The organism is Pseudomonas sp. IT-P253 (assembly GCF_949768125.1).
GTDB lineage: Bacteria > Pseudomonadota > Gammaproteobacteria > Pseudomonadales > Pseudomonadaceae > Aquipseudomonas.
The window spans coordinates 12,704-36,024 of record NZ_CATKPT010000020.1 but is presented as its reverse complement, the minus strand read 5'-3'; the positions used below and the strand labels follow the sequence as shown (position 1 = coordinate 36,024).

The 23,321-nt window shown below is 59.4% G+C and carries 17 protein-coding genes and 2 pseudogenes; 13 read left to right on the top strand and 6 right to left on the bottom strand.

The genetic code is table 11. The features are described from left to right. Positions 1-498: 498 nt before the first annotated feature. The 5 genes and pseudogenes from ACM6IR_RS12280 to gap form a co-directional block, all read right to left on the bottom strand. Entirely contained in the window at positions 499-1,830 is a 1,332-nt protein-coding gene (locus ACM6IR_RS12280; protein ID WP_414907941.1) for a CoA transferase, read from the bottom strand. 172 nt (positions 1,831-2,002) lie between these two features. After that, positions 2,003-2,533 (bottom strand): annotated as a pseudogene (locus tag ACM6IR_RS12275) (methyl-accepting chemotaxis protein); the annotation flags it as partial. Between the two features lie 375 nt (positions 2,534-2,908). After that, positions 2,909-3,868, bottom strand: a pseudogene (locus ACM6IR_RS12270) (chemotaxis protein); the annotation flags it as partial. A 634-nt stretch (positions 3,869-4,502) separates the two neighbouring features. Continuing rightward, positions 4,503-4,967 (bottom strand): methylglyoxal synthase, encoded by a 465-nt coding sequence (locus tag ACM6IR_RS12265; protein ID WP_414907940.1) that lies wholly within the window; start codon positions 4,965-4,967, stop codon positions 4,503-4,505. Positions 4,968-5,172: 205 nt separating this feature from the next. Next, complete coding sequence (gene gap / locus ACM6IR_RS12260; RefSeq protein WP_414907939.1) at positions 5,173-6,174, bottom strand: type I glyceraldehyde-3-phosphate dehydrogenase; 1,002 nt, start codon at positions 6,172-6,174, stop codon at positions 5,173-5,175. A gap of 220 nt (positions 6,175-6,394) precedes the next feature. Between gap and edd the strand changes: the two genes are divergently transcribed. The 11 genes from edd (at position 6,395) to ACM6IR_RS12205 (ending at position 19,929) form a co-directional block, all read left to right on the top strand. Further along, complete coding sequence (edd, locus tag ACM6IR_RS12255) at positions 6,395-8,221, top strand: phosphogluconate dehydratase (RefSeq protein ID WP_414907938.1); 1,827 nt, start codon at positions 6,395-6,397, stop codon at positions 8,219-8,221. Continuing rightward, positions 8,218-9,168: a glucokinase gene (locus ACM6IR_RS12250; protein ID WP_414907937.1), complete on the top strand. Its 951-nt coding sequence runs from the start codon at positions 8,218-8,220 to the stop codon at positions 9,166-9,168. Before edd ends, ACM6IR_RS12250 begins: the two co-directional genes overlap by 4 nt. 178 nt (positions 9,169-9,346) lie before the next feature. Further along, the gene (locus ACM6IR_RS12245; protein WP_414907936.1) at positions 9,347-10,078 is read left to right on the top strand and encodes a response regulator; all 732 of its coding nucleotides are present in this window, start codon (positions 9,347-9,349) and stop codon (positions 10,076-10,078) included. Next, a complete protein-coding gene (locus tag ACM6IR_RS12240; RefSeq protein ID WP_414907935.1) occupies positions 10,068-11,537 on the top strand; it encodes an ATP-binding protein in 1,470 nt (489 codons plus the stop codon). Before ACM6IR_RS12245 ends, ACM6IR_RS12240 begins: the two co-directional genes overlap by 11 nt. A 216-nt stretch (positions 11,538-11,753) precedes the next feature. Continuing rightward, on the top strand, positions 11,754-13,013 hold the full coding sequence (locus ACM6IR_RS12235; RefSeq protein WP_414907934.1) for an AGE family epimerase/isomerase: 1,260 nt from the start codon (positions 11,754-11,756) through the stop codon (positions 13,011-13,013). Between the two features lie 117 nt (positions 13,014-13,130). Continuing rightward, the gene (locus tag ACM6IR_RS12230; protein WP_414907933.1) at positions 13,131-14,438 is read left to right on the top strand and encodes an ABC transporter substrate-binding protein; all 1,308 of its coding nucleotides are present in this window, start codon (positions 13,131-13,133) and stop codon (positions 14,436-14,438) included. A 172-nt stretch (positions 14,439-14,610) separates the two neighbouring features. After that, the gene (locus ACM6IR_RS12225; RefSeq protein ID WP_007902369.1) at positions 14,611-15,519 is read left to right on the top strand and encodes a carbohydrate ABC transporter permease; all 909 of its coding nucleotides are present in this window, start codon (positions 14,611-14,613) and stop codon (positions 15,517-15,519) included. Next, on the top strand, positions 15,512-16,357 hold the full coding sequence (locus tag ACM6IR_RS12220) for a carbohydrate ABC transporter permease (protein WP_414907932.1): 846 nt from the start codon (positions 15,512-15,514) through the stop codon (positions 16,355-16,357). Before ACM6IR_RS12225 ends, ACM6IR_RS12220 begins: the two co-directional genes overlap by 8 nt. 4 nt (positions 16,358-16,361) lie before the next feature. Then, entirely contained in the window at positions 16,362-17,522 is a 1,161-nt protein-coding gene (locus ACM6IR_RS12215; protein WP_414907931.1) for an ABC transporter ATP-binding protein, read from the top strand. Between the two features lie 89 nt (positions 17,523-17,611). Then, positions 17,612-18,958 carry a carbohydrate porin gene (locus tag ACM6IR_RS12210; RefSeq protein ID WP_414907930.1) on the top strand — a complete coding sequence of 449 codons (1,347 nt, stop codon included), beginning with the start codon at positions 17,612-17,614 and terminating at the stop codon, positions 18,956-18,958. Between the two features lie 116 nt (positions 18,959-19,074). Then, positions 19,075-19,929, top strand: a complete 855-nt coding sequence (locus ACM6IR_RS12205) for a D-hexose-6-phosphate mutarotase (RefSeq protein WP_414907929.1) — start codon at positions 19,075-19,077, stop codon at positions 19,927-19,929. A gap of 126 nt (positions 19,930-20,055) precedes the next feature. Here the strand turns inward: ACM6IR_RS12205 and ACM6IR_RS12200 are convergent, their stop codons facing one another. Beyond that, complete coding sequence (locus tag ACM6IR_RS12200) at positions 20,056-20,916, bottom strand: MurR/RpiR family transcriptional regulator (RefSeq protein ID WP_173667542.1); 861 nt, start codon at positions 20,914-20,916, stop codon at positions 20,056-20,058. A 226-nt stretch (positions 20,917-21,142) separates the two neighbouring features. On the opposite strand from ACM6IR_RS12200, the gene zwf reads away from it, so the two are divergent. Together zwf and pgl are read left to right on the top strand one after the other, a co-directional pair. Then, positions 21,143-22,612 (top strand): glucose-6-phosphate dehydrogenase, encoded by a 1,470-nt coding sequence (gene zwf, locus ACM6IR_RS12195; RefSeq protein ID WP_414907928.1) that lies wholly within the window; start codon positions 21,143-21,145, stop codon positions 22,610-22,612. Further along, positions 22,599-23,312 carry a 6-phosphogluconolactonase gene (gene pgl / locus ACM6IR_RS12190; RefSeq protein WP_414907927.1) on the top strand — a complete coding sequence of 238 codons (714 nt, stop codon included), beginning with the start codon at positions 22,599-22,601 and terminating at the stop codon, positions 23,310-23,312. The genes zwf and pgl overlap by 14 nt, the downstream gene beginning before the upstream one ends. Positions 23,313-23,321: the final 9 nt, after the last annotated feature.

The following is a 23,321-nucleotide window of genomic DNA, read 5'->3' as shown; positions in this document are numbered from 1 at the left end:
TTTGTTGATTAAAGAGCGAGAACCTTTTTATGGGCATGGCGATTTAGCCGGAAAAGCCCTTTCCAGAGGCTTCGGTTAGAAAAGCTGAGAATAATGCGTATTACTTTGAGTTTTTAAGCTAGTTCGTTTTTACGTTTTCGCAAATTTTCGATGTTTGTTTTCAGATCATATCGATTGATTAGGATTAGCCCACCAAATCGCTCTTTGTCATGGGGTTAATAGATTGATCAGTTATAAATAATGGCTGTGATTTGGCTTATCTAATAAACGTTATTACGCTGTATCTATTTAGTTAAAACCAACACTGTGACGGTTTCACGGCCGTGGTCGACCCCCGGCCGAATCGCTGGCAATGCTGGCTCGCAAGCTTGCTCGGATGTATTCGCCTTACTGAAAGGGCAAAGCGAATATCAACCGAAAACCAGAATCTCCCACAGTGGATTAGTGTCGACCACAAAACCTGTGGGAGCGAGCCTGCTCGCGAAGGCTATCCGATAGTCACCACCACTGCGCGCGATGGGAACCCAGTTCAGAAGCGGGAAGCGTCCACTGCAGTGGCGTGCCGGTGATTTTCAATGGCACCTGCAGTCGATGCGCCGGCCCCCAAGGCGTCTGCTCAACCAACAGCCCTTGATCATGCTCATCCTCAGCCCGCAACGGCTCATCGGTCCCCGGCCCTTGTTCAATCAGCAATTTCGCCGTTCGCGCCAACGACAACCTTGCCGACCCGCCTCGTCCCAATAACTTGACTGCCGCCGCCGCCATCAAATACCCGGTTGCATGATCAAGCGCCTGCACCGGCAGCGGCGTCGGCTTGTCGGCTTTCTTCCACTGCATGCCCGCTTCGGCAATCCCGCTGCTCATCTGCACCAGACTGTCGAACCCTCGACGGTTCTGCCAGGGACCGCTCCAGCCGTAGGCGTTGAGGCCTACATCAATCAGGCCCGGCGCCCATTTCTGACGCTCGGCGACACCGTAACCCAAGCGCTCCAACGCATCGGCACGGTAACCATGAAGCAGGACGTCGGCGTTTTTGAGCAGGCTTTCGAATATGGCTCGATCGGTCTTGTCGTGCAGGTCCAGGCGAGCACAGCGTTTGCCCAGAGTGACTTCCGGTACCACGCCCGGCTCGTTCCAGGTCGGCGGGTCGATACGCAGCACGTCGGCACCGAGGCCGGCAAGAAAACGACTGGCAATGGGGCCGGCGAGTACGCGCGTGAGGTCCAGCACCTTGATCCCGGCCAGCGGTTGCGCCACAGAACCTTGCCACGATTTGACGTTTTGACCGTTGCCGGTGCTGAACTGAATCAGCGGTTCGGCATTCACGGCCTGGCCCTGAGGATGCGCTTGCCATTGCGCCCAGCTGCGCATTTCGGCGGCGCAGCCACCGGCATTCACTACCGCCTGTTCCAGATCACTCTTAGCCCATTGCGCGACCTTGCTGGCCATCCCTGCGCGGTCGGTACAGGTGCCGAGCACGCTTTCGGCCGCCGCACGATGATGTGGCGCGTTGGTGTGCAAGCGGATCCAGCCATCCTTGGTCGCGTAATCACCCGCGACCGGATCCCATAGCGGTGGAATGCTCCAGCCGACGGGACGGATCGACGTTGCGAACCAAAAGGAGGCGAGTCGACGGTCGACTTCAAGGGCGGGCAGGCGACCGGTCTGTTGCTGCAGCCATTCACTGACCGCCTGACCGGCAGCGCCAATACTGGCGCATGCCAGGTCGGTAACGGCAAACGCCGAAGGCAGGGCGCCAGTCGATGTGAAAGCAATGGGGTGTTGGGGCAAGCCGAGCGCGGCTTGAATGGACGTGAGTAAATCAGTCATCGAAGGCCCTCCGGAATGAGAGCCTGATCATAGTTCAAAAAACCGGCCGCCCGAATGAAATCCCCCTGTAGGAGCGAGGCTTGCCCGCGAAGAACGATAACGCGGATCGTCTGAAATACCGCGGTGCATCATTCGCGGGCAAGCCTCGCTCCTACAGGGTAAGGGGGGGCAGCTACACCCGGAACTGATCCATCAATTTCATCTGGTGGGTCGTCAGGGAATTCAGCTGGCTGCTGATTTTTGCCGACTCGGTGGCTTGTCCGGTCAGGGTTTCGGTAACGGTACGGATCGCCGAGACGTTGCGGTTGACCTCTTCGGCCACGGCACTTTGCTGTTCGGCGGCGCTGGCGATTTGCAGGTTCATGTCACTGATCACAGTGACCGCCTCGCTGATTTTGCCAAGGGCCTGAACCGCTTGTTGAATCTGTCCGGCGTTGCTGTGAGCCTGTGTCTGGCTTGAATGCATGGTTGCGACTACGCCGCGCGTGCCGGTCTGGATGCGATCGATCACCAAGCGGATTTCTTCCACTGAATCCTGGGTCCGTTTGGCCAGGTTGCGCACTTCGTCGGCCACCACCGCAAAACCGCGTCCGCTCTCACCGGCGCGGGCCGCTTCAATTGCGGCGTTGAGCGCCAGCAGGTTGGTCTGCTCGGCGATGCTGCGGATCACTTCCAGTACCGAACCGATCTGCTCGCTGTTGACCGCCAACGCTTCAACTTCGGTCACCGCTTTACTGACTTCCTCGGCCAGTTGATTGATGTCGCGGGTACTGCGCTCGATGATCGACATGCCATCGCGGGCCGACTGGTTGGCACCTTTGGCGGCATTGGCCGCGTTCGAGGCGCTGTTGGCGACGTCGTGGGCGGTGGCGCTCATTTCATTGGATGCGGTAGCGACCTGGTCGATTTCACGGAACTGCACCTGCATGCCTTCGCTGGTCTGGCGGGCGATTTCCGAAGACTGGTCAGCCGTGCCGCGGGCGTCGGTGATGCTTTGTTTGATCTGCGCGATGGTCGGTTGGAGCTTGTCGAGGAAGCGGTTGAACCAACTGACCAGTTCGCCCAGTTCGTCTTTCTTGCTGTAGTGCAGGCGTTGAGTCAGGTCACCGTCGCCGCTGGCAATCGCCTTCAGCATCTGGGCGACACTGTTGATCGGCCGGGTCACGCCCGAGGCGGTGAGCCAGATCAGCAACAGGCCCAGCAGGCCGGCAATGACCGCTACCAGCACGGCTTTGATCGTGCCGCTTTGCTGGGCTTCATCGAGGACAACTTGCAACTTCACCGAATCGGCCAGCAGGACTTGTTTCGGCAGGTCGATCACCACGCCCCAGGCTTTGGAGTCGGCGATTGGGCTGACCGGGTACACCGCGCGGATCAGGTCGCCTTGTTCGAGAATCTTCGGTGCGCCGGCACCGAGCAATTGCAGGACTTCCTTGCCCTGCGCGCCGAGGGTGTCACCGATGCTTTTACCCACCTTGCTCGCGTCAACACTGTAACCGGCGAGTACACCGCTGCCGGACACGATCAGCATGTGCCCGGCGTTGTTGAACAGTTCACGTTGGGAGTCCACCGCTGCTGCTTGAAGAGCGTCGAGGGCAATATCCACCCCGACCACGCCGATGGATTTTCCGTCCACCAGCAGCGGCACGGCAATCGTGGTCATCAGCATTTCCTTGCCGGCGACGGTATCGGCATACGGGTCCAGCAGGCAGGTGCGCTTGCTGTCGCGAGGGCAGGTGTACCAGCTGTTGTACGGGATGCCACTGATATTCTGGGTGGTCTTGGTCATGTCCTCTTCGACCATGATCGTGTTCAGCCCCTCACCTCCGGCACGGCTCCAGTAGCTGGCGAAACGTCCTGCTTCGTTGGATTGCCGGGCCGCGTCGTTGACGAACTCGCTGTCCTTGCCATCCAGGCCATTGGGTTCGAACGCCAGCCAGATCCCCAATACCTTGCTGTTGCGCTCGAAGGCAGTTTTCAGGCTCTGGTTCAACTCTTCACGCAGGGCTCCAGCCTCAAGCGAGCGCTTGGCAGCCATGGTGCGCAGGTCCTTGATCTGGTCGGCCAGGGCGGTCACCACCAGCAGGTTTTCGCCAAAGGTCTTCTGTACCCGCACCGCTTGCTCGGCAGCCTTGGCCTGGAGCAGGTCCTGCACACTGTCAGTGAGCATCTTGCTGCTGGAGGCACTGACCAGATCGTCATTCTGGTTGGTCTGGTAGAAGTTCATGCAAACGATCAGCGCAATGACGCCAAGCAAACACAGACCGGACAGCAGGACGATTTTCAGGCGGATAGACAGAGAGTCGAACATAGGGCGAACTCGCGAATGAATGAAGTGTTGGCTGTGAGTCGGGGTGACCCATTTCGCCGAGTCCCTTCAGCGCCATTTAATGCGCATCGGCGCGGACAGAAGTTGCGTGAACGCGAGTCCGACGAACGGCAACAGGTGAACGTTTGCGCAGGAAAATGCCCTGAAAAGGACAAGAAATTCAGGTGAATTTCGGCAACGATTTTGGTCGTTGACCCTGCGCTCCAACGTGCGCAACAGAGAGATCCGCTAAGGGATGAAGACGTGATTGAGGCGAGATTGGCTCACGGGGGAATCTGATTCATTTCGAGCGGATGTAATGCTTATCATCCGCTCTAATGGCCAAATATTGATGTGTGAAGGTTTATGCGCGGCCCAGCAGATAGGCTGCGTAATCCGGGATCCGGTGTTGATGAGCCTGATCCATCAACGGACTGCTGAGCAAGTAGTCGGCGGTGCATTCGTTGCACGCCACGGGAATGTTCCAGACTGCTGCAACTCTCAGCAACGCCTTGATGTCCGGGTCGTGTGGCTGCGGTTCGAACGGGTCCCAGAAGAACACCAGCAGGTCGACCCGTTGCTCGGCGATTCGCGCGCCGAGCTGTTGGTCGCCGCCCAAGGGGCCACTGATCATGCTCTCCACAGGCAGGTCGAGCCGTTGTTGCAACAACAGCCCGGTGGTGCCGGTGGCGATCAGTTCATGTTGTGCGAGCCTGTCTTTCTGCCGTTCGGCCCAGTCCAATAAAAACACCTTGCAGTGGTCATGGGCGACCAGGGCAATACGCTTGCGCGCAGCCAGGGTCTTTTGCGTAAAGCTGATACCGATCATCGGTTGCTGCTCCAGACGTAATGCGCCTGTGACGCAATGTTTGGCTTGCCAATACCTTGTATGTTGACCGGAGAATGCAGGAGCGAGCTTGCTCGCGAAGGACGTTAACGATAATGCGCCCTTCCCGAGTAAACGCGTTGCCCTCAAGCGCTTCGCGAGCAAGCTCGCTCCTACAGGTCTGCGTCAACGCGAGATGTGACGTTGCTTATTCGGCGTTGCACAGCGCCAGGCAGTTATCGAGCATGCGGTTGGAGAAGCCCCATTCGTTGTCGTACCAGGCCAATACCTTGAGCAGCTTGCCGCTGGACTTGGTGTGGTTGGCGTCGAAGATCGACGACAGCGGGTTGTGGTTGAAGTCGCTGGAAACCAGCGGCAGGGTGTTGTAGCCAAGAATTTTCGAGTGCTGGCTGGCTTCTTTAAGCAGCGCGTTCACTTCATCGGCCGACGCTTCGCGTTTGAGTTGCACGGTCAGGTCCACCAGCGACACGTTGATCACCGGGACACGCACCGCCATGCCGGTCAGTTTGCCCGCCAGTTCCGGCAGCACCAGGCCGACCGCTTCAGCGGCGCCGGTCTTGCTCGGGATCATGTTCTGGGTGGCGGAACGGGCGCGATACGGATCGGTGTGGTAGACGTCGGTCAGGTTCTGATCGTTGGTGTAGGCGTGAATGGTGGTCATCAGACCGCTTTCGATGCCCAATTCGCGGTGCAGCACCTGAGCCACCGGGGCCAGGCAGTTGGTGGTGCACGACGCGTTGGAAATAATCTGGTGCGACTGGCGCAGAATGTCGTGGTTAACCCCATAAACCACGGTGGCGTCGGCGCCTTTCGCCGGAGCCGAGATGATCACCTTGCGTGCGCCGGCCGTAATGTGCGCGGCGGCTTTGGCCCGGTCGGTGAATAGACCGGTGCATTCGAACACCACGTCGATTTGCTCCACCGCCCAAGGCAAGTCGGCCGGATTGCGGATGGCGCTGACGGCAATGCGATCACCGTTGACGGTCAGGCTTTCCATATCGTGTTGGACATCGGCATCGAACGTGCCGTGAACAGTGTCGTACTTGAGCAGATGAGCGTTGATCGCGCTGTCGCCCAGGTCATTGATTGCAACAATCTGCAAATCCTGACGATAGCCTTGGGTATACAGTGCGCGCAGGACGTTACGGCCAATTCGGCCAAAACCATTGATTGCGATTCGAAGAGTCATTTACCTGGGCCGCCGTCGTTTTGTTGTTGGAATTACAAGATTATTCGCAAAAAAATAGAAAACAAGCCTTTTTAATGGCAATATTTTGTTCAATCTACAACGAGTGACCTGAATCAACTGGTCCGACCGAACAAGAAAACCGTCTGTCACTCCATCGACAACGGCTCTTGCTCAGCATAGACAATCAGGTCGCCACATCCGTTAGCCTGGAGTTCTACACATGCATCCCCGCGTCCTTGAGGTCACCGAACGGCTTATCGCCCGCAGCCGCGCCACGCGTGAGGCTTACCTTGCACTGATTCGCGGGGCAGCCAGCGACGGTCCCATGCGTGGCAAGCTGCAATGTGCCAACTTCGCCCACGGCGTGGCCGGTTGCGGCACCGACGACAAGAACAGCTTGCGGATGATGAACTCCGCGAACATTGCGATTGTTTCGTCCTATAACGACATGCTCTCCGCGCATCAGCCGTACGAAGTCTTTCCTGAACAGATCAAAAAAGCCCTGCGTGAAATAGGCTCCGTCGGCCAGTTCGCTGGCGGCACCCCGGCCATGTGCGACGGCGTGACCCAGGGCGAACCCGGCATGGAGTTGAGCCTGCCGAGCCGCGAAGTGATTGCGATGTCCACCGCCGTGGCGCTGTCCCACAACATGTTCGATGGCGCGCTGATGCTCGGCATCTGCGACAAGATCGTGCCGGGCCTGATGATGGGGGCGTTGCGTTTCGGTCATTTGCCGACGATCTTCGTGCCGGGTGGGCCGATGGTGTCGGGCATTTCCAACAAGCAGAAAGCCGACGTCCGTCAGCGCTACGCCGAAGGCAAAGCCAGCCGCGAAGAGTTGCTGGAATCGGAAATGAACTCCTATCACAGCCCTGGCACGTGCACTTTTTATGGCACCGCCAACACCAACCAGTTGCTGATGGAAGTCATGGGCTTGCACTTGCCCGGCGCTTCTTTCGTCAACCCGAACACCCCGTTGCGAGAGGCCCTGACCCGCGAAGCGGCGCATCAAGTCACGCGCCTGACCAAACAGAGCGGCGATTTCATGCCGATCGGCGAAATCGTCGACGAACGTTCGCTGGTCAACTCCATCGTGGCCCTGCACGCCACGGGCGGCTCGACCAACCACACCTTGCACATGCCGGCCATCGCCATGGCCGCGGGGATTCAATTGACCTGGCAAGACATGGCCGACCTCTCAGAGGTGGTGCCGACCCTGAGCCACGTCTACCCGAACGGCAAAGCCGACATCAACCACTTCCAGGCCGCGGGCGGCATGTCGTTCCTGATCCGCGAACTGCTGGAAGCCGGTCTGCTGCATGAAAACGTCAACACGGTTCTGGGCCACGGCTTGAGCCGCTACACCCTGGAGCCGTTCCTCGATAACGGCGAACTGGTCTGGCGCGAAGGACCGACCGAAAGCCTCGACGAAAACATCCTGCGTCCGGTCGCTCGCGCGTTTTCGCCAGAGGGCGGCTTGCGAGTGATGGAAGGCAACCTCGGTCGGGGTGTGATGAAAGTGTCGGCCGTCGCGTTGGAAAACCAGATCGTCGAAGCGCCGGCCATGGTGTTCCAGGATCAGCAGGACCTGGCCGATGCATTCAAGGCCGGTTTGCTGGAGAAAGACTTTGTCGCGGTGATGCGCTTCCAGGGGCCGCGCTCCAACGGCATGCCGGAATTGCACAAGATGACGCCGTTCCTCGGCGTGCTGCAGGATCGCGGTTTCAAAGTCGCACTGGTGACGGATGGCCGCATGTCCGGTGCGTCGGGAAAAATCCCGGCGGCGATTCACGTCAGCCCCGAAGCTTATGTGGGCGGCGCTTTGGCGCGGGTGCAAGAGGGCGATATCATTCGCGTCGATGGCGTCAAAGGCACCCTGGAGCTTAAGGTGGACGCCGAAGAATTCGCAGCGCGCACGCCGGCCAAGGGCCTGTTGGGCAATAACATTGGCAGCGGTCGCGAACTGTTTGGTTTCATGCGCATGGCCTTCAGCTCCGCAGAGCAAGGCGCCAGCGCCTTTACTTCTGCCCTGGAGACGCTTAATTGAAACTGGCTTTGGTCGGTGACATCGGTGGGACCAACGCACGTTTCGCGTTGTGGAAAAACCATCAACTGGAATCGGTCCAGGTGCTGGCGACGGCCGACCACGCCAGCCCCGAAGAGGCCATTGCGCTCTACCTGAGCGGGCTCGGTCTGGCGCTGGGTTCTGTCGGCTCGGTGTGCCTGTCGGTGGCTGGCCCGGTGAGCGGTGATGAATTCAAGTTCACCAACAATCACTGGCGGCTGAGTCGCAAGGCGTTCTGCCAGACCCTGCAGGTGGATCAACTGCTGCTGATTAATGACTTCTCGGCGATGGCGTTGGGCATGACCCGTTTGCAACCGGGCGAGTTTCGGGTGGTCTGCGAAGGCACGCCGGAGCCGTTGCGGCCCGCGGTGGTGATCGGCCCGGGCACGGGCCTGGGCGTCGGCACGTTGCTTGACTTGGGCGGAGGCCGTTTCGCCGCATTGCCGGGCGAGGGCGGTCACGTCGATTTGCCGCTGAGCAGTCCGAGGGAAACTCAACTGTGGCAACACATCTTCAACGAGATCGGCCATGTCAGTGCTGAAACAGCATTGAGCGGCAGCGGCTTGCCGCGGGTCTATCGGGCGATTTGTGCGGTGGATGGGCACGAGCCGGTTCTCGATACGCCGGAGTCGATCACGGCGGCGGGGTTGGCAGGTGATCCGATTGCCCTGGAAGTGCTGGAGCAATTCTGCTGCTGGCTCGGTCGCGTGGCCGGCAATAACGTGCTGACCATCGGCGGGCGCGGTGGCGTGTACATCGTCGGCGGGGTGATTCCGCGGTTTGCCGATTTCTTTATCGACAGCGGTTTTGCCCGGTGCTTTGCCGACAAGGGTTGCATGAGCGATTACTTCAAAGGCATCCCGGTGTGGCTGGTGACGGCGCCGTATTCCGGCCTGGTGGGCGCGGGTGTGGCATTGGATCAGGCTTGAGACCGAGTTGCGCCCTTCGCGGGCAAGCCTCGCTCCTACACAGGATGAGTGTCGATCCAAAGAACACCGACTACCTGTAGGAGCGAGGCTTGCCCGCGAAGAGGCCAGAACAGACAACATAGATCCATGATCGATCAGGCATAATCCGCCCAACTCAAACAACAAGGATGCCGCCCCTGTGAGCTCAGTCAACAAGTCGATTTTGTTGGTCGATGACGATCAAGAGATACGCGAGTTGCTGGACACCTACCTGACCCGCGCCGGTTTCCAGGTCCGCACTACACCCGACGGCGCAGGCTTTCGCCAGGCGATGAACGACGCGCCGAGCGATCTGGTGATTCTCGACGTGATGCTGCCGGACGAAGACGGTTTCAGTCTGTGTCGCTGGATCCGCCAGCACCCGCGTCAGGCTCAGGTGCCGATCATCATGCTCACCGCCAGCTCCGACGAGGCCGACCGTGTTATCGGCCTCGAACTGGGCGCCGACGACTACCTTGGCAAACCCTTCAGCCCCCGTGAATTGCAGGCGCGCATCAAGGCCTTGTTGCGCCGCGCGCAGTTCGGTCAGGAACGCTCCGGCAGTGAAGTGCTGGCCTTCGATGACTGGCGGCTGGACATGGTCAGTCATCGACTGTTCCACATCGACGGCGAAGAAGTGATTCTCTCGGGCGCCGATTTCGCCTTGCTGAAACTGTTCCTCGACCACCCCCAGCAAATCCTCGACCGCGACACCATCGGCAATGCCACCCGGGGTCGCGACTTGATGCCGCTGGATCGCATCGTCGACATGGCGGTCAGCCGCTTGCGTCAGCGTTTGCGCGACACTGAAAAACCGCCACGGCTGATCCGTACCGTGCGCGGCAGCGGCTACCAGTTGGCCGCCAATGTGGTTGCCAGCAATGGCCACTGAGTTTCTGCGCAAACTCGCCGCACGGGTGCCGGTGCCGCGTTCGCTGCTCGGGCGAATGCTGCTGCTGACGCTGCTGGCGGTGCTGTTCGCCCAGGCGTTATCGAGCGTGATCTGGGTGTCGCAACTGCGCGCCACGCAGCTTGAAGGCCTGGTCACCAGCGCCCGCAGCCTCGCCCATTCGATGACGGCCAGCGTCAGTTACTTCCGCTCGCTGCCGGTGGCGTTCCGGCCGCTGGTGCTCGACCAGCTGCGCAGCATGGGCGGCACCCGTTTCGTGGTGACCCTCAACGACAAACCCTTGGGCATGGAAGTACTGCCGATCACCCCGCGCAAGGCAGCGGTGCTCAAAGCAGTGGACGAAGTGCTGCGCCAGTCGCTGGGGCAGGACACCGATATTTCGGTGACCTTCGTCAGCCCCGAGGACCTGCGGATCTTCAACGGAGGTCTGAAGCTCGACGAGTTGCCGCGTTCCTGGGCGCACTATGCATTGACCCTGGAGCCGGTGAACCCGCCGGTGCTGGTCACGCAAATCCAGATGGCACCGGGCGAGTGGCTGTACATCGCCTCGCTGTTGCCCGAGCCCTACACCAGTCTTGAAGAGCAGGGCCTGCCGGCGCAGCAAGTCTGGTTCATCGTGCTCACCAGCGGTTTTTTGCTGTTGTTCATCGGCCTGCTGGTGCACTGGCAGAGCCGGCCGCTCAAGCGCCTGGCGCGGGCGGCGCGAGACATGTCCCTTGGCGCGGAAGTCGAGCCCGTGGCGGAGGGCGGTGGCAGTGAAGTGGTCGAAGTGGGGCGCGCCTTCAACGCCATGCGCGAACGCATCAGTCGCTACCTCACTGAACGCAGTCAGTTGTTCAGCGCGATTTCCCATGACCTGCGCACACCGATTACCCGATTACGGCTGCGGGTCGAACTGCTCGAAGACGAAAAGCTGCAAGCCAAATTCGGTCGTGATCTGGATGAGCTGGAGCTGCTGGTCAAAGGCGCTCTGCAATGCGTGAAGGACACCGATATCCACGAAAATATCGAACCGGTGGACCTCAATCATGTGCTCGACTGTCTGGTGGAACCGTATCTGGCGCCCAACGGCAATGGTCGCGTGACCCAGCAAGGGCGGGCGCTGGCGCCGTATTCGGGCAAGCCGCTGGCGCTCAAGCGCTGTATTGGCAACCTGATCGACAACGCCCTGAAATATGGGCAGAACGCGCACCTGCACATTGATGACGATGACAGCGCGTTCATCCTGCATGTCGACGATGAAGGGCCGGGGGTTCCGGAGCAGCGGCTGGAGCAGGTGTTCGAGCCGCATTTCAGGTTGGCCGGGCACCAGCAGGGGTATGGGTTGGGGTTGGGGATTGCGCGTAATATTGCGCATAGCCATGGGGGGGAAGTCAGCCTGCAAAACCTGCGTGAAGGCGGGTTGCGGGTGACGTTGCAGTTGCCGCGCAGTGTTGATTAGTGAGACCGCGTGATCGTTCTTCGCGAGCAGGCTCGCTCCCACAGAGGACGCAGTACCCCTGTGGGAGCGAGCCTGCTCGCGAAGGCGATAGCCCCTTCAACACATTCCTCCAGCTAAATGTCACCAGCCAGTGACATAACTCGCCCCCTTCGTTACAAGCCCGCCACCGCCCGTTGTTTAGACTGCCCACAGTCATAACAACAAAAAAGGCACCCCATGGACACCTTCCGCCCCGCTTTCAGCAGTTGGCTGAACGCACCTGCCCATCAGCAATGGCTCGCCGCTGAAGGCCTGCGCCTGTTGGCGTTTGCCAAGGCCGCAAAAGTCGCCGAAGGTTTCGGCAATCTTGATCAAAAGGGCCGTCTCCCGGCCAATGCCCACGCCGAAACCATGAACACCGCGCGCATGACCCACAGCTTCGCCATGGCTCACATCCAGGGCCTGCCGGGGTTTGCCGAGTTAGTGGATCACGGCATCAAAGCCCTGCGCGGTCCGTTGCGCGATGCCGAGCACGGTGGCTGGTTCGCCACCGCCCATCATCGCGACGACAACACCGGCAAAGCCGCTTACCTGCACGCCTTTGTCGCGCTGGCCGCCAGTTCCGCGGTCGTCGCCCAGCGCCCCGGCGCGCAAGCCTTGCTCGATGATGCGATCAACATCATCGACACGCATTTCTGGAGCGAGGAGGAGGGTGCGATGCGCGAGTCCTTCAACCGCGACTTCAGTGCTGAGGAACGCTATCGCGGCGCCAACAGCAACATGCACGCCACCGAAGCGTTCCTCGCATTGGCCGATGTCACCGAAGACACCCGTTGGTTGTGCCGTGCACAGCGCATCGTCGAGCGCGTTATCCATGGTCACGCCGCTGCCAATGACTATTTGGTGGTCGAGCATTTCGATCGTGACTGGCAGCCGTTACACAACTACAACCACGACAACCCGGCCGACGGTTTCCGCCCCTACGGCACTACGCCAGGCCATGGTTTTGAATGGGCGCGTCTGTTGCTGCACCTCGAAGCCGCGCGGGTTCAGGCCGGAATGCTAACGCCAGGCTGGCTCGCCACCGATGCGCAAAAACTCTTCGATCACAACTGTCGGCACGGCTGGAGCGTCGACGGTGCGCCGGGGATTGTCTATACCCTCGATTGGGACAATCGCGCGGTGGTGCGCCATCGCTTGCACTGGACTCATTGCGAAGCCAGTGCCGCCGCCAGCGCACTGCTCAAACGCACCGGCGATGCGCAGTACGAAAGCTGGTATCGGCTTTTTTGGGAATTCTGTGACAGTCATTTCATCGACCGTTGCGAGGGCAGTTGGCACCATGAACTTGACCCGCAAAACCGCCCGAGTGCCGATATCTGGGCCGGGAAACCTGACCTGTATCACGCCTGGCAAGCCGTCCTGATCCCGCGTCTGCCGCTGGCGCCGAGCATGGCCACGGCTCTGGCACAGTTATCCCAGAGTGCTCCTGTGTAACCATGCGGTGACATTCACACGTCCCTTCGTTACCTGCGAAGGGGAAACTCCTGTTTAAAATCCTATGCAGCGCAAGCACCAGACTTGCATGCATAACAACAAGAAAGGTACTACTAGATGAATGCGATTTCTCGCCTCGCTACTGTCATTTCTCTCGCCTCTCTGCTTCCTCTGTCTGCATTCCCTCTGAGTGCGCTTGCTGCCGATTCCAAAGGTTCGGTGGAAGTCGTTCACTGGTGGACGTCGGGTGGTGAAAAAGCAGCGGTCGATGTCCTCAAGGCCCAAGTCGAAAAAGACGGCTTTACCTGGAAGGACGGCGCAGTCGCCGGTGGTGGCGGTGCCACAGCCATGACCGTGCTCAAAAGTCGCGCAGTCGCCGGAAACCCGCCGGGCGTTGCCCAGATCAAAGGCCCGGACATCCAGGAGTGGGGCAGCACTGGCCTGCTCAGCACCGACACGCTGAAAGACGTCGCGAAGTCGGAAAACTGGGATGGCCTGCTGTCGAAAAAAGTGTCCGACACCGTCAAGTACGAAGGTGACTATGTCGCTGTGCCGGTGAACATTCACCGCGTCAACTGGCTGTGGATCAACCCGGAAGTCTTCAAGAAAGCCGGGATCGACAAAGCCCCGACCACCCTCGAAGAATTCTATGCCGCCGGCGACAAGCTCAAGGCCGCCGGTTTCATCGCGCTCGCCCACGGTGGCCAGCCTTGGCAGGACAGCACCGTGTTCGAAGACGTGGTGCTCTCGGTCATGGGGGCCGACGGCTACAAGAAGGCCCTGGTAGACCTGGATCAGAAAACCCTTTCCGGGCCTCAGATGACCAAGTCGTTCACCGAGCTAAAGAAACTCACGGGCTACATGGACCCGAACCGCGCCGGTCGTGACTGGAACATCGCTGCCTCCGAGGTCATCAACGGCAAGGCCGGCATGCAGATGATGGGCGACTGGGCCAAGAGTGAATGGACCGCCGCGAAAAAAGTAGCCGGTAAAGACTACCAGTGCGTGCCGTTCCCGGGCACCGAAAAAGCCTTCACCTACAACATCGATTCCCTGGCGGTGTTCAAGCTCAAGGCTGATCGCAAAGGTGACATCGCGGCCCAGCAGGATCTGGCCAAGGTCGCTCTGGGTAAAGACTTCCAGAAGATCTTCAGCATCAACAAAGGGTCGATCCCGGTGCGTACCGACATGCTCAACGACATGAGCGGTCTGGGCTTCGATTCCTGTGCTCAAGCGTCGGCCAAGGACTTCCTGGCGGATGACAAGAGCGGCGGCCTGCAACCAAGCATGGCGCACAACATGGCCACGTCCCTGGCCGTGCAGGGCGCAATCTTTGACGTCGTGACCAACTTCATGAACGACAAGGATGCTGACCCGGCCAAGGCCAGCGCCCAACTGGCATCGGCTATCAAGGCCGCACAGTAATCCCCTGCGCCGCGGGCTCGCCTGCGGCAATTTTCTGGGAATGTTCCCCTTGTAGGAGCGAGGCTTGCCCGCGAAAGCAGTCTGACATTCAACACAGTTGTCGACAGTTACGCCGCCTTCGCGGGCAAGCCTCGCTCCTACAGAAACTTACCTCTTAACCTGGATTATCCCGATGAGCTCTGTGGCGGTTTTCAGCAAAGCCTCACCGTTCGATGCGCTGCAACGCTGGTTACCCAAGTTGGTACTCGCGCCGAGCATGCTGATCGTGTTGGTTGGCTTCTACGGTTACATCATCTGGACATTCGTACTGTCCTTTACCAATTCCAGCTTCATGCCGAGCTACAAGTGGGTCGGCCTGCAGCAATACATCCGTCTGATGGACAACGATCGCTGGTGGGTCGCGAGCAAAAATCTCGCGGTGTTCGGCGGCATGTTCATCGGCATCAGCCTTGTATTGGGTGTGTTCCTCGCCGTGCTGCTGGATCAACGCATCCGCAAGGAAGGTTTCATCCGCACCGTTTACCTGTACCCGATGGCGCTCTCGATGATCGTCACCGGTACCGCATGGAAATGGCTGCTCAACCCGGGCCTGGGCCTGGACAAAATGCTGCGCGACTGGGGCTGGGAAGGCTTTCGTCTCGACTGGCTGGTGGATCAGGATCGGGTCGTTTACTGCCTGGTGATTGCGGCCGTGTGGCAAGCCTCCGGGTTTGTGATGGCGATGTTCCTGGCCGGCCTTCGTGGTGTCGATCAATCGATCATCCGTGCCGCGCAAGTCGACGGTGCGAGCCTGCCGACCATCTATTTGAAAATCGTCCTGCCGAGCCTGCGCCCGGTATTTTTCAGCGCCTTCATGATCCTCGCGCACATCGCGATCAAGAGCTTCGACCTGGTGGCGGCGATGACCGCGGGCGGTCCTGGTTACTCGTCCGACCTGCCGGCAATGTTCATGTATTCCTTCACCTTCAGCCGTGGCCAGATGGGCATTGGTTCGGCCAGCGCCATGATGATGCTCGGCGCGATCCTGGCGATTCTGGTGCCGTACCTGTATTCCGAATTGCGAGGCAAACGCCATGAGTAATCAATTTGGCAAACCGGCCTTGAGCTTCAGCCGTATCGCGATCTACGCCACTTTGTTGCTGGCTGCTGCGATCTACCTGATCCCGCTGGTGGTGATGCTGTTGACCAGTTTCAAATCCCCGGAAGACATCCGCACCGGCAACCTGCTGAGCTGGCCGCAAGTGATTGACGGCATCGGCTGGATCAAGGCCTGGGACGTCGTTGGCGGCTACTTCTGGAACTCGGTGAAAATCACCGTGCCAGCGGTTTTGATTTCTACGTTTATTGGTGCGATGAACGGCTACGTGTTGTCGATGTGGCGCTTTCGTGGTTCGCAGTTGTTCTTCGGTCTGCTGCTGTTCGGCTGCTTCCTGCCGTTCCAGACCGTGCTGCTGCCGGCCTCGTTCACTATCGGCAAACTCGGTCTGGCCAACACCACCACCGGTCTGGTGCTGGTGCACATCGTCTACGGCCTGGCGTTCACCACGCTGTTCTTCCGCAACTATTACGTGAGCATTCCGGATGCGCTGGTCAAGGCTGCACGTCTTGATGGCGCGGGCTTCTTCACGATTTTCTGGAAGATCCTGCTGCCGATGTCGATCCCGATCGTGATGGTCTGCCTGATCTGGCAGTTCACTCAAATCTGGAATGACTTCCTGTTTGGGGTGGTCTTCGCCAGTGGCGATGCCCAACCCATTACCGTGGCCCTGAACAACCTGGTCAACACCAGCACCGGGGCCAAGGAATACAACGTTGATATGGCCGCCGCGATGATCGCCGGGCTGCCGACACTGCTGGTCTACATTTTCGCTGGCAAGTATTTCCTGCGTGGGCTGACGTCCGGCGCGGTCAAGGGGTAGAAACATGGCAACTCTCGAATTACGCAACGTCAACAAGACCTACGGTGCCGGTTTGCCGGACACCCTGAAGAACATCGAACTGAAGATCGATGACGGTGAGTTCCTGATCCTGGTCGGCCCGTCCGGTTGTGGCAAATCCACCTTGATGAACTGCATCGCCGGCCTGGAAAACATCAGCGGCGGCGCGATTCTGGTGGACGACGCCGACATCAGTGGCATGAGCCCGAAAGATCGCGACATCGCCATGGTGTTCCAGTCCTACGCGCTTTACCCGACCATGAGCGTGCGCGACAACATTGCGTTCGGTCTGAAGATTCGCAAAATGCCGGCCGCCGAAATCGACGAAGAAGTCGCACGGGTCGCCAAGCTGTTGCAGATCGAACACCTGCTCAATCGCAAGCCCGGCCAGCTCTCCGGCGGTCAGCAACAGCGTGTGGCGATGGGCCGTGCCCTGGCGCGGCGGCCGAAGATTTACCTGTTCGACGAACCGCTGTCCAACCTCGACGCCAAGCTGCGGGTCGAGATGCGCACCGAAATGAAACTGATGCACCAGCGCCTGAAAACCACCACGGTCTACGTGACTCACGACCAGATCGAAGCCATGACCCTGGGCGACAAGGTGGCGGTGATGAAGGACGGAATCATCCAGCAGTTCGGCACGCCGAAGCAGATCTACAACGATCCGGCCAACCTGTTCGTGGCGAGCTTCATCGGTTCGCCGCCGATGAACTTCATCCCCCTGCGTTTGCAACGCAAGGAAGGTCGTCTGGTGGCGCTGCTCGACAGCGGTCAGGCGCGTTGCGAATTGCCGTTGGGCATGCAGGACGCCGGCCTCGAAGACCGCGAAGTGATCCTCGGCATGCGCCCGGAGCAGATCGTGCTGGCCAACGGCGAAGCGAACGGTTTGCCAACCATCCGCGCTGAAGTCCAGGTCACCGAGCCGACCGGTCCCGACACCCTGGTGTTCGTCAATCTCAACGACACCAAAGTCTGCTGCCGTCTGGCTCCGGACGTTGCGCCTAACGTTGGCGAGACCCTGACCCTGCAATTCGATCCATCGAAAGTGCTGCTGTTTGACGCCAAGACCGGCGAGCGCCTGGGGGTGGCTGGTCTGCCGCAAACCGAAGCACGAGCTGCCAACGTGACCCAATTCAAAGGCAGATGACGATCAAAAAGTGTAGGAGCAAGCTCGCTCCTACAGGGGATGTAACCGCGTTAGATAACAGTTAATAACAATAAAACGAGGATGTAGGGATGAAGAAGAAGAACAACGCTCAGCTTATCTGCCAGTTGTCAGCTATTGCGGTGATGACGATGGCCGGTAACGTACACGCGGCTGATGCGTTCAGTGCCGACTCCAAGTGGATGACGGGTGACTGGGGTGGCGAGCGGACCAAGCTGATCGAGCAAGGGATCGACATCAAGGCGGATTACGTCGGTGAAGTGGGCGGCAATCTCCACGGTGGCTACAACCACGACAAGACCGCGCGTTACGCCGACCAGTTTGGTCTGGGCGTGGCACTGGACCTGCAAAAGCTGTGGGGCTGGGATAACACCCAGGCCAAGATCCAGCTCACCAACCGTAACGGTGAGAACATCTCCAATGACCGTGTCGGCGATCCGCGTGCCGGCACCTTGAGCTCCTCCCAGGAAGTCTACGGCCGTGGCCATATGGTCCGTCTGACGCAATTGTGGGTACAGCACCAGTTCCTCGACAATAAACTGGACATCAAAGCCGGTTACTTCGGTGAAGGTGAAGACTTCAACACCTTCCCGTGCGAATTCCAGAACCTGGCGTTCTGCGGTTCCCAAGTGGGTAACTGGGCCACCAACATCTGGTACAACTGGCCGATCAGCCAGGCGGCGATCCGCGTGAAGTACAACATCACGCCTGAGTTGTATGCGCAGATCGGTGCGTACAACCAGAACCCGACGCAGCTGGAACACGGTAACGGCTTCAAGCTCAGCGGCAGTGGTACCGCAGGCACCGTGTTGCCGGTCGAGCTGGTCTGGTCGCCGAAGGTCAACAACCTGCCGGGCGAATACCGTGTGGGTTACTACAAGAGCACTGCCGACGCCAATGACGTTATTGAAGACGACAACGGCAATGATGCGGCAACCACCGGTAATCCGTATCGCGTCCACGACAGCAAGCACGGCTACTGGTTCGTGGCACAGCAACAACTTACAAGCCACAACGGTGACGCTTCCCGCGGTCTGAACATCGCCGCCAACGCCACTTTCCACGACAAGGCCACCAACGTCGTCGACAACTACCAGTCGTTGATGTTTGTGTACAAGGGCCCGTTCGATGCCCGTCCAAAAGATGACGTCGGTATCGGTTTTGCTCGCATCCATGTCAACGAGAACGTGAAGGACAACGCCGAGTTGACCAATGCCGCCAATGGTGTCACCGACTACGACAATCCGCTGTTCTCGCCGCTGCGTAGCACCGAGTACAACTACGAGATCAACTACGGTTTCCACGTGACCAACTGGCTGACGGTGCGACCTAACCTGCAATACGTCACTCACCCGGGCGGTGTTGATGAAGTCGACAACGCGCTGGTGGCCGGCCTGAAAATTCAGTCGGTGTTCTAACGCTGTTGCGATAAGCTCCTCTCTATGTGCGCATATTTGCGGATAGCCAAGGCTATCCGCTTTTTTTTGGGGGAGGGCGCACCCCGGGTGACAGATGATTTTCAGGACTGCGGCACATGCTTGAGCATCCGCTACAACGCTTCTTCAAATCCTTGCGCGAACGTCCGGTGTTTGCGTGGGAGCGCTATCAGATGCGCGACGTGCTGGTGATTGATCATCCGCTGTGTCAGGCGGTGTTCAGCCGGCAGGGCGCGCAGCTGCTGCACTTCCAGCCCAAGGGGCAGAAACCCTGGCTCTGGTGCGCGGCGAAGTGGCCGCAGGTCGGCGCCATTCGTGGCGGTGTGCCGGTGTGCTGGCCGTGGTATGGCCGTCATCCGAGCGAAAATGCCTGGCCGTCCCATGGCTGGGCACGGCTGATCGACTGGAAGTTGCTCGACAGCAGCAGTGACGACGAGGGTGTGCGCCTGCATTGGCAGCTTCAGTTGTGCGACTGGCAAGTGGACCTGCATGCGCACCTGGGCGAGCGGATGGATTTGCGCCTGAGCACCGAGCATCAGGACAGCCTGCCGTGCCAATTGAGCCAGGCGTTGCACGCTTATTGGCGTATTGGTGATGTCGGCGAGGTAGCGCTGTCTGGTCTCGAGGGCGCGCAGGGTTACGATCAGTTGAGCCGCCAGGTATGTCATCAGGAAGGTGAGTTGCGGGTCGATGGCGGTTGCCAGCGAGTGTTCCAGCATGAGGGCGAATTGCAGCTCAAGGACCATGCCTGGCAGCGAGCGTTGTGTATCGATACCGGTGACGATGCGGACACCGTGGTCTGGCACCCTGGCTCACGACCGTTATTGGGGGTGAGCTGGAACGAGATTTCCGGGTTTGTCTGTGTTGAGGCGGCCAGCGGTGGGACCGATAGCCTGAGCCTTGCGCCGGGGCAGAGGGCGCATTTGAGTTTGCAGGCGCGGGTTGGGGTGTAACTCAGGATTTGCGGTGATGGTTCTGACGCTTTCGCGGGCAAGCCTCGCTCCTACAGTAGATCACCTATCCCTGTAGGAGCGAGGCTTGCCCGCGAAGAGGCCAGAACAGGCGATGACGCTTCTGGACTAGTTGAACTCATCCCCAATCGGATACCGACTGGCATTCAAGCTTTCCTTGATCTTGCGCAAATGTGGCTGGAAATCCACGCCCCGGCGCAAGGTCATGCCGGTAGCGAGCACGTCCAGCACGGTCAGTTGAATGATCCGCGACGTCATCGGCATATAGATGTCGGTGTCTTCCGGCAGTGGAATGTTCAGACTCAAGGTGCTGGCCTTGGCCAGGGGCGAGCCCTCGGCCGTCAAGCCCAGTACCGAAGCACCGTTTTCCCGAGCGATGCGTGCCACTTCCACCAGCTCGCGGGTGCGGCCGGTGTAGGAAATGATCACGAACAATTCGCCGGTATGGGCCACCGACGCGATCATGCGCTGCATCAGCACGTCGGCATGGGCCGTGACGGCCAGGTTGAAGCGGAAGAACTTGTGCTGTGCGTCCAGCGCCACCGGAGCAGAGGCGCCGAGGCCGAAGAAGTGGATCTGTCGGGCCTGGATCAACAGGTCGACGGCGCGGCTGATCAGGTTCGGGTCCAGTGCCTGCAAGGCACTGTCCAGCGACGCGATGGCGCTGCCGAAAATCTTCTTGGTATACGCTTCGGGATTGTCATCCGCCTCGACCGCACGGCTGACATACGCCGCACCACTGGCCAGGCTTTGGGCCAGCTGAAGCTTGAGTTCAGGATAGCCACTGACGCCAAACGAACGGCAGAAACGGTTGACCGTCGGTTCGCTGACCTTTGAGGCCTGGGCGAGGGCGGCGATGCTGAACCGGGTGGCTTGCTCTGGGTTGAGCAGGATCACTTCGGCGACTTTGCGTTCGGCCTTGTTCAAGTCTTCAAGGCGATTCTGGATCTGTTCCAGTAAATTTCGCACGCGGTCCATAGATGTTCCTTGAGTCAGATGCGCAAACAAGCGCTCTGCTATGCAAAAAGGGCCTTTGATGCGGCCCGTAACGGTGGCCTATCCTACTGATGGCTCCGACCGACCACCACTCGGAATCTGTATTTTGCGAAAATGTTGTGGTTATTACTACATTTTCCCTTGAGTGATGCCTTGAAAAAAGGTATTTGTAGCTTAACTTGATAAAAGAACAAACATCATGCCTTCGATTACGGTTGAACCGTGCACCTTTGCCTTGTTCGGCGCCCTCGGCGATCTGGCCTTGCGCAAGCTGTTTCCTGCCCTTTATCAACTCGATGGAGCAGGCCTGCTGCATGCGGACACGCGGATTATCGCGCTGGCCCGTGAATCCGGCAGCGAGCAAGAGCATCTGGCGTTCATCGCCTCCGAGCTGCGCCGTTACGTCGGGGCCAAAGAGCTGGACGAAGCCGTGGTCGAACGTTTCCTGGCTCGCCTGAGTTACTTGCACGTCGACTTCCTCAAGACTGACGATTATGTCTCCCTGGCTGAAATGGCCGGCAGCGCTCAGCGTGTGATCGCCTACTTCGCCACGCCGGCCGCCGTTTATGGCGCGATTTGCGAGAATCTGGCAAAGGTCGGCCTGGCTGAAAACACCCGTGTAGTGCTGGAAAAACCCATCGGTTCCGATCTGGAGTCCTCGCGCAAGGTCAACGACGCCGTGGCGCAGTTCTTCCCGGAGAACCGCACTTACCGCATCGACCACTACCTGGGCAAAGAGACCGTTCAAAACCTGATCGCCCTGCGTTTCGCCAACAGCCTGTTCGAAACCCAGTGGAACCAGAATTACATCTCCCACGTGGAAATCACCGTGGCCGAGAAGGTCGGGATCGAAGGCCGCTGGGGCTACTTCGACAAGGCCGGTCAGCTGCGGGACATGATCCAGAATCACCTGCTGCAACTGCTTTGCCTGATCGCCATGGACCCGCCGGCCGACCTGTCCGCCGACAGCATCCGTGACGAGAAAGTCAAAGTGCTCAAGGCGCTGGCGCCGATCAGCCCGGAAGGCCTGACCACTCAAGTGGTGCGCGGCCAGTACATTGCCGGTTACAGCGAAGGCAAACCGGTTCCCGGTTACCTGGAAGAACCGAACTCCAATACCCAGAGCGACACCGAAACCTTCGTTGCCCTGCGGGCCGATATCCGCAACTGGCGCTGGGCCGGTGTGCCGTTTTACCTGCGGACCGGCAAGCGCATGCCGCAGAAGCTGTCGCAGATCGTCATCCACTTCAAGGAACCGTCGCACTACATTTTCGCTCCCGAGCAGCGCCTGCAGATCAGCAATAAGCTGATTATCCGCCTGCAACCGGACGAAGGCATTTCCTTGCGTGTGATGACTAAAGAGCAAGGCCTGGACAAGGGCATGCAGCTGCGTAGCGGTCCGTTGCAGCTGAATTTTTCCGACACCTGGCGCAGCGCACGGATTCCCGATGCGTATGAGCGGTTGTTGCTGGAAGTGATGCGCGGCAATCAGAACCTGTTTGTCCGTAAAGATGAAATCGAAGCCGCGTGGAAGTGGTGTGACCAGTTGATCGCCGGGTGGAAAAAATCCGGTGATGCGCCCAAGCCGTACGCGGCCGGGTCCTGGGGGCCGATGAGCTCCATTGCTCTGATCACGCGGGATGGGAGGTCGTGGTATGGCGATATCTGAATTGAAACTGCCTCAGGGCGTCAGCGCCCATGAGTTCAAAAGCCCGGTGTTGCTGGCCGACGGTTTGGCGCTGAAGGTGGCCAAGCAACTGAGTGAGGCCATCGATGCTCGCGGCTCCGCAACGCTGGTGGTGTCCGGTGGACGCAGCCCGGTGGCGTTTTTCCAGAACCTGGCCAAGCAGAAACTGGACTGGTCCAAGGTTGTCGTCACCCTGGCCGACGAGCGCTGGGTGCCGGTAGAGCATGCCGACAGCAATGCCGGTCTACTCAAGCGCTACCTGTTGCAAGGCCCGGTGGCGAAGGCTCAGTTCCTGAGTTTGTACAGCGCCACCGCGAACCTTGAGCTGGCAGCCGAGCAGGCCGACCGTTTGCTTGCCGAGTTGCCGCCGATCGATGTGCTGATACTCGGCATGGGCGATGACGGTCACACCGCTTCGCTGTTCCCGAATAGCCCGAACCTGGTCGACGCCTTGAAAGTCGACGGCACGCGTCGCTGCTATCCGATGCTGGCGCCGACCGTGCCGCATCAGCGCCTGACCATGAGTCGCGCGCTGCTGGCCTCGGCCAAGCACACCGTTTTATCGATTTCCGGTCAGTCCAAGCTGACCACCCTGAGTGCCGCATTGGCCGGTGACGATGTCGCCGCCATGCCGATTCGCGCGTTTCTGCAACCTACGTTAGAGATTTACTGGTGCCCATGAGCCAAGGAT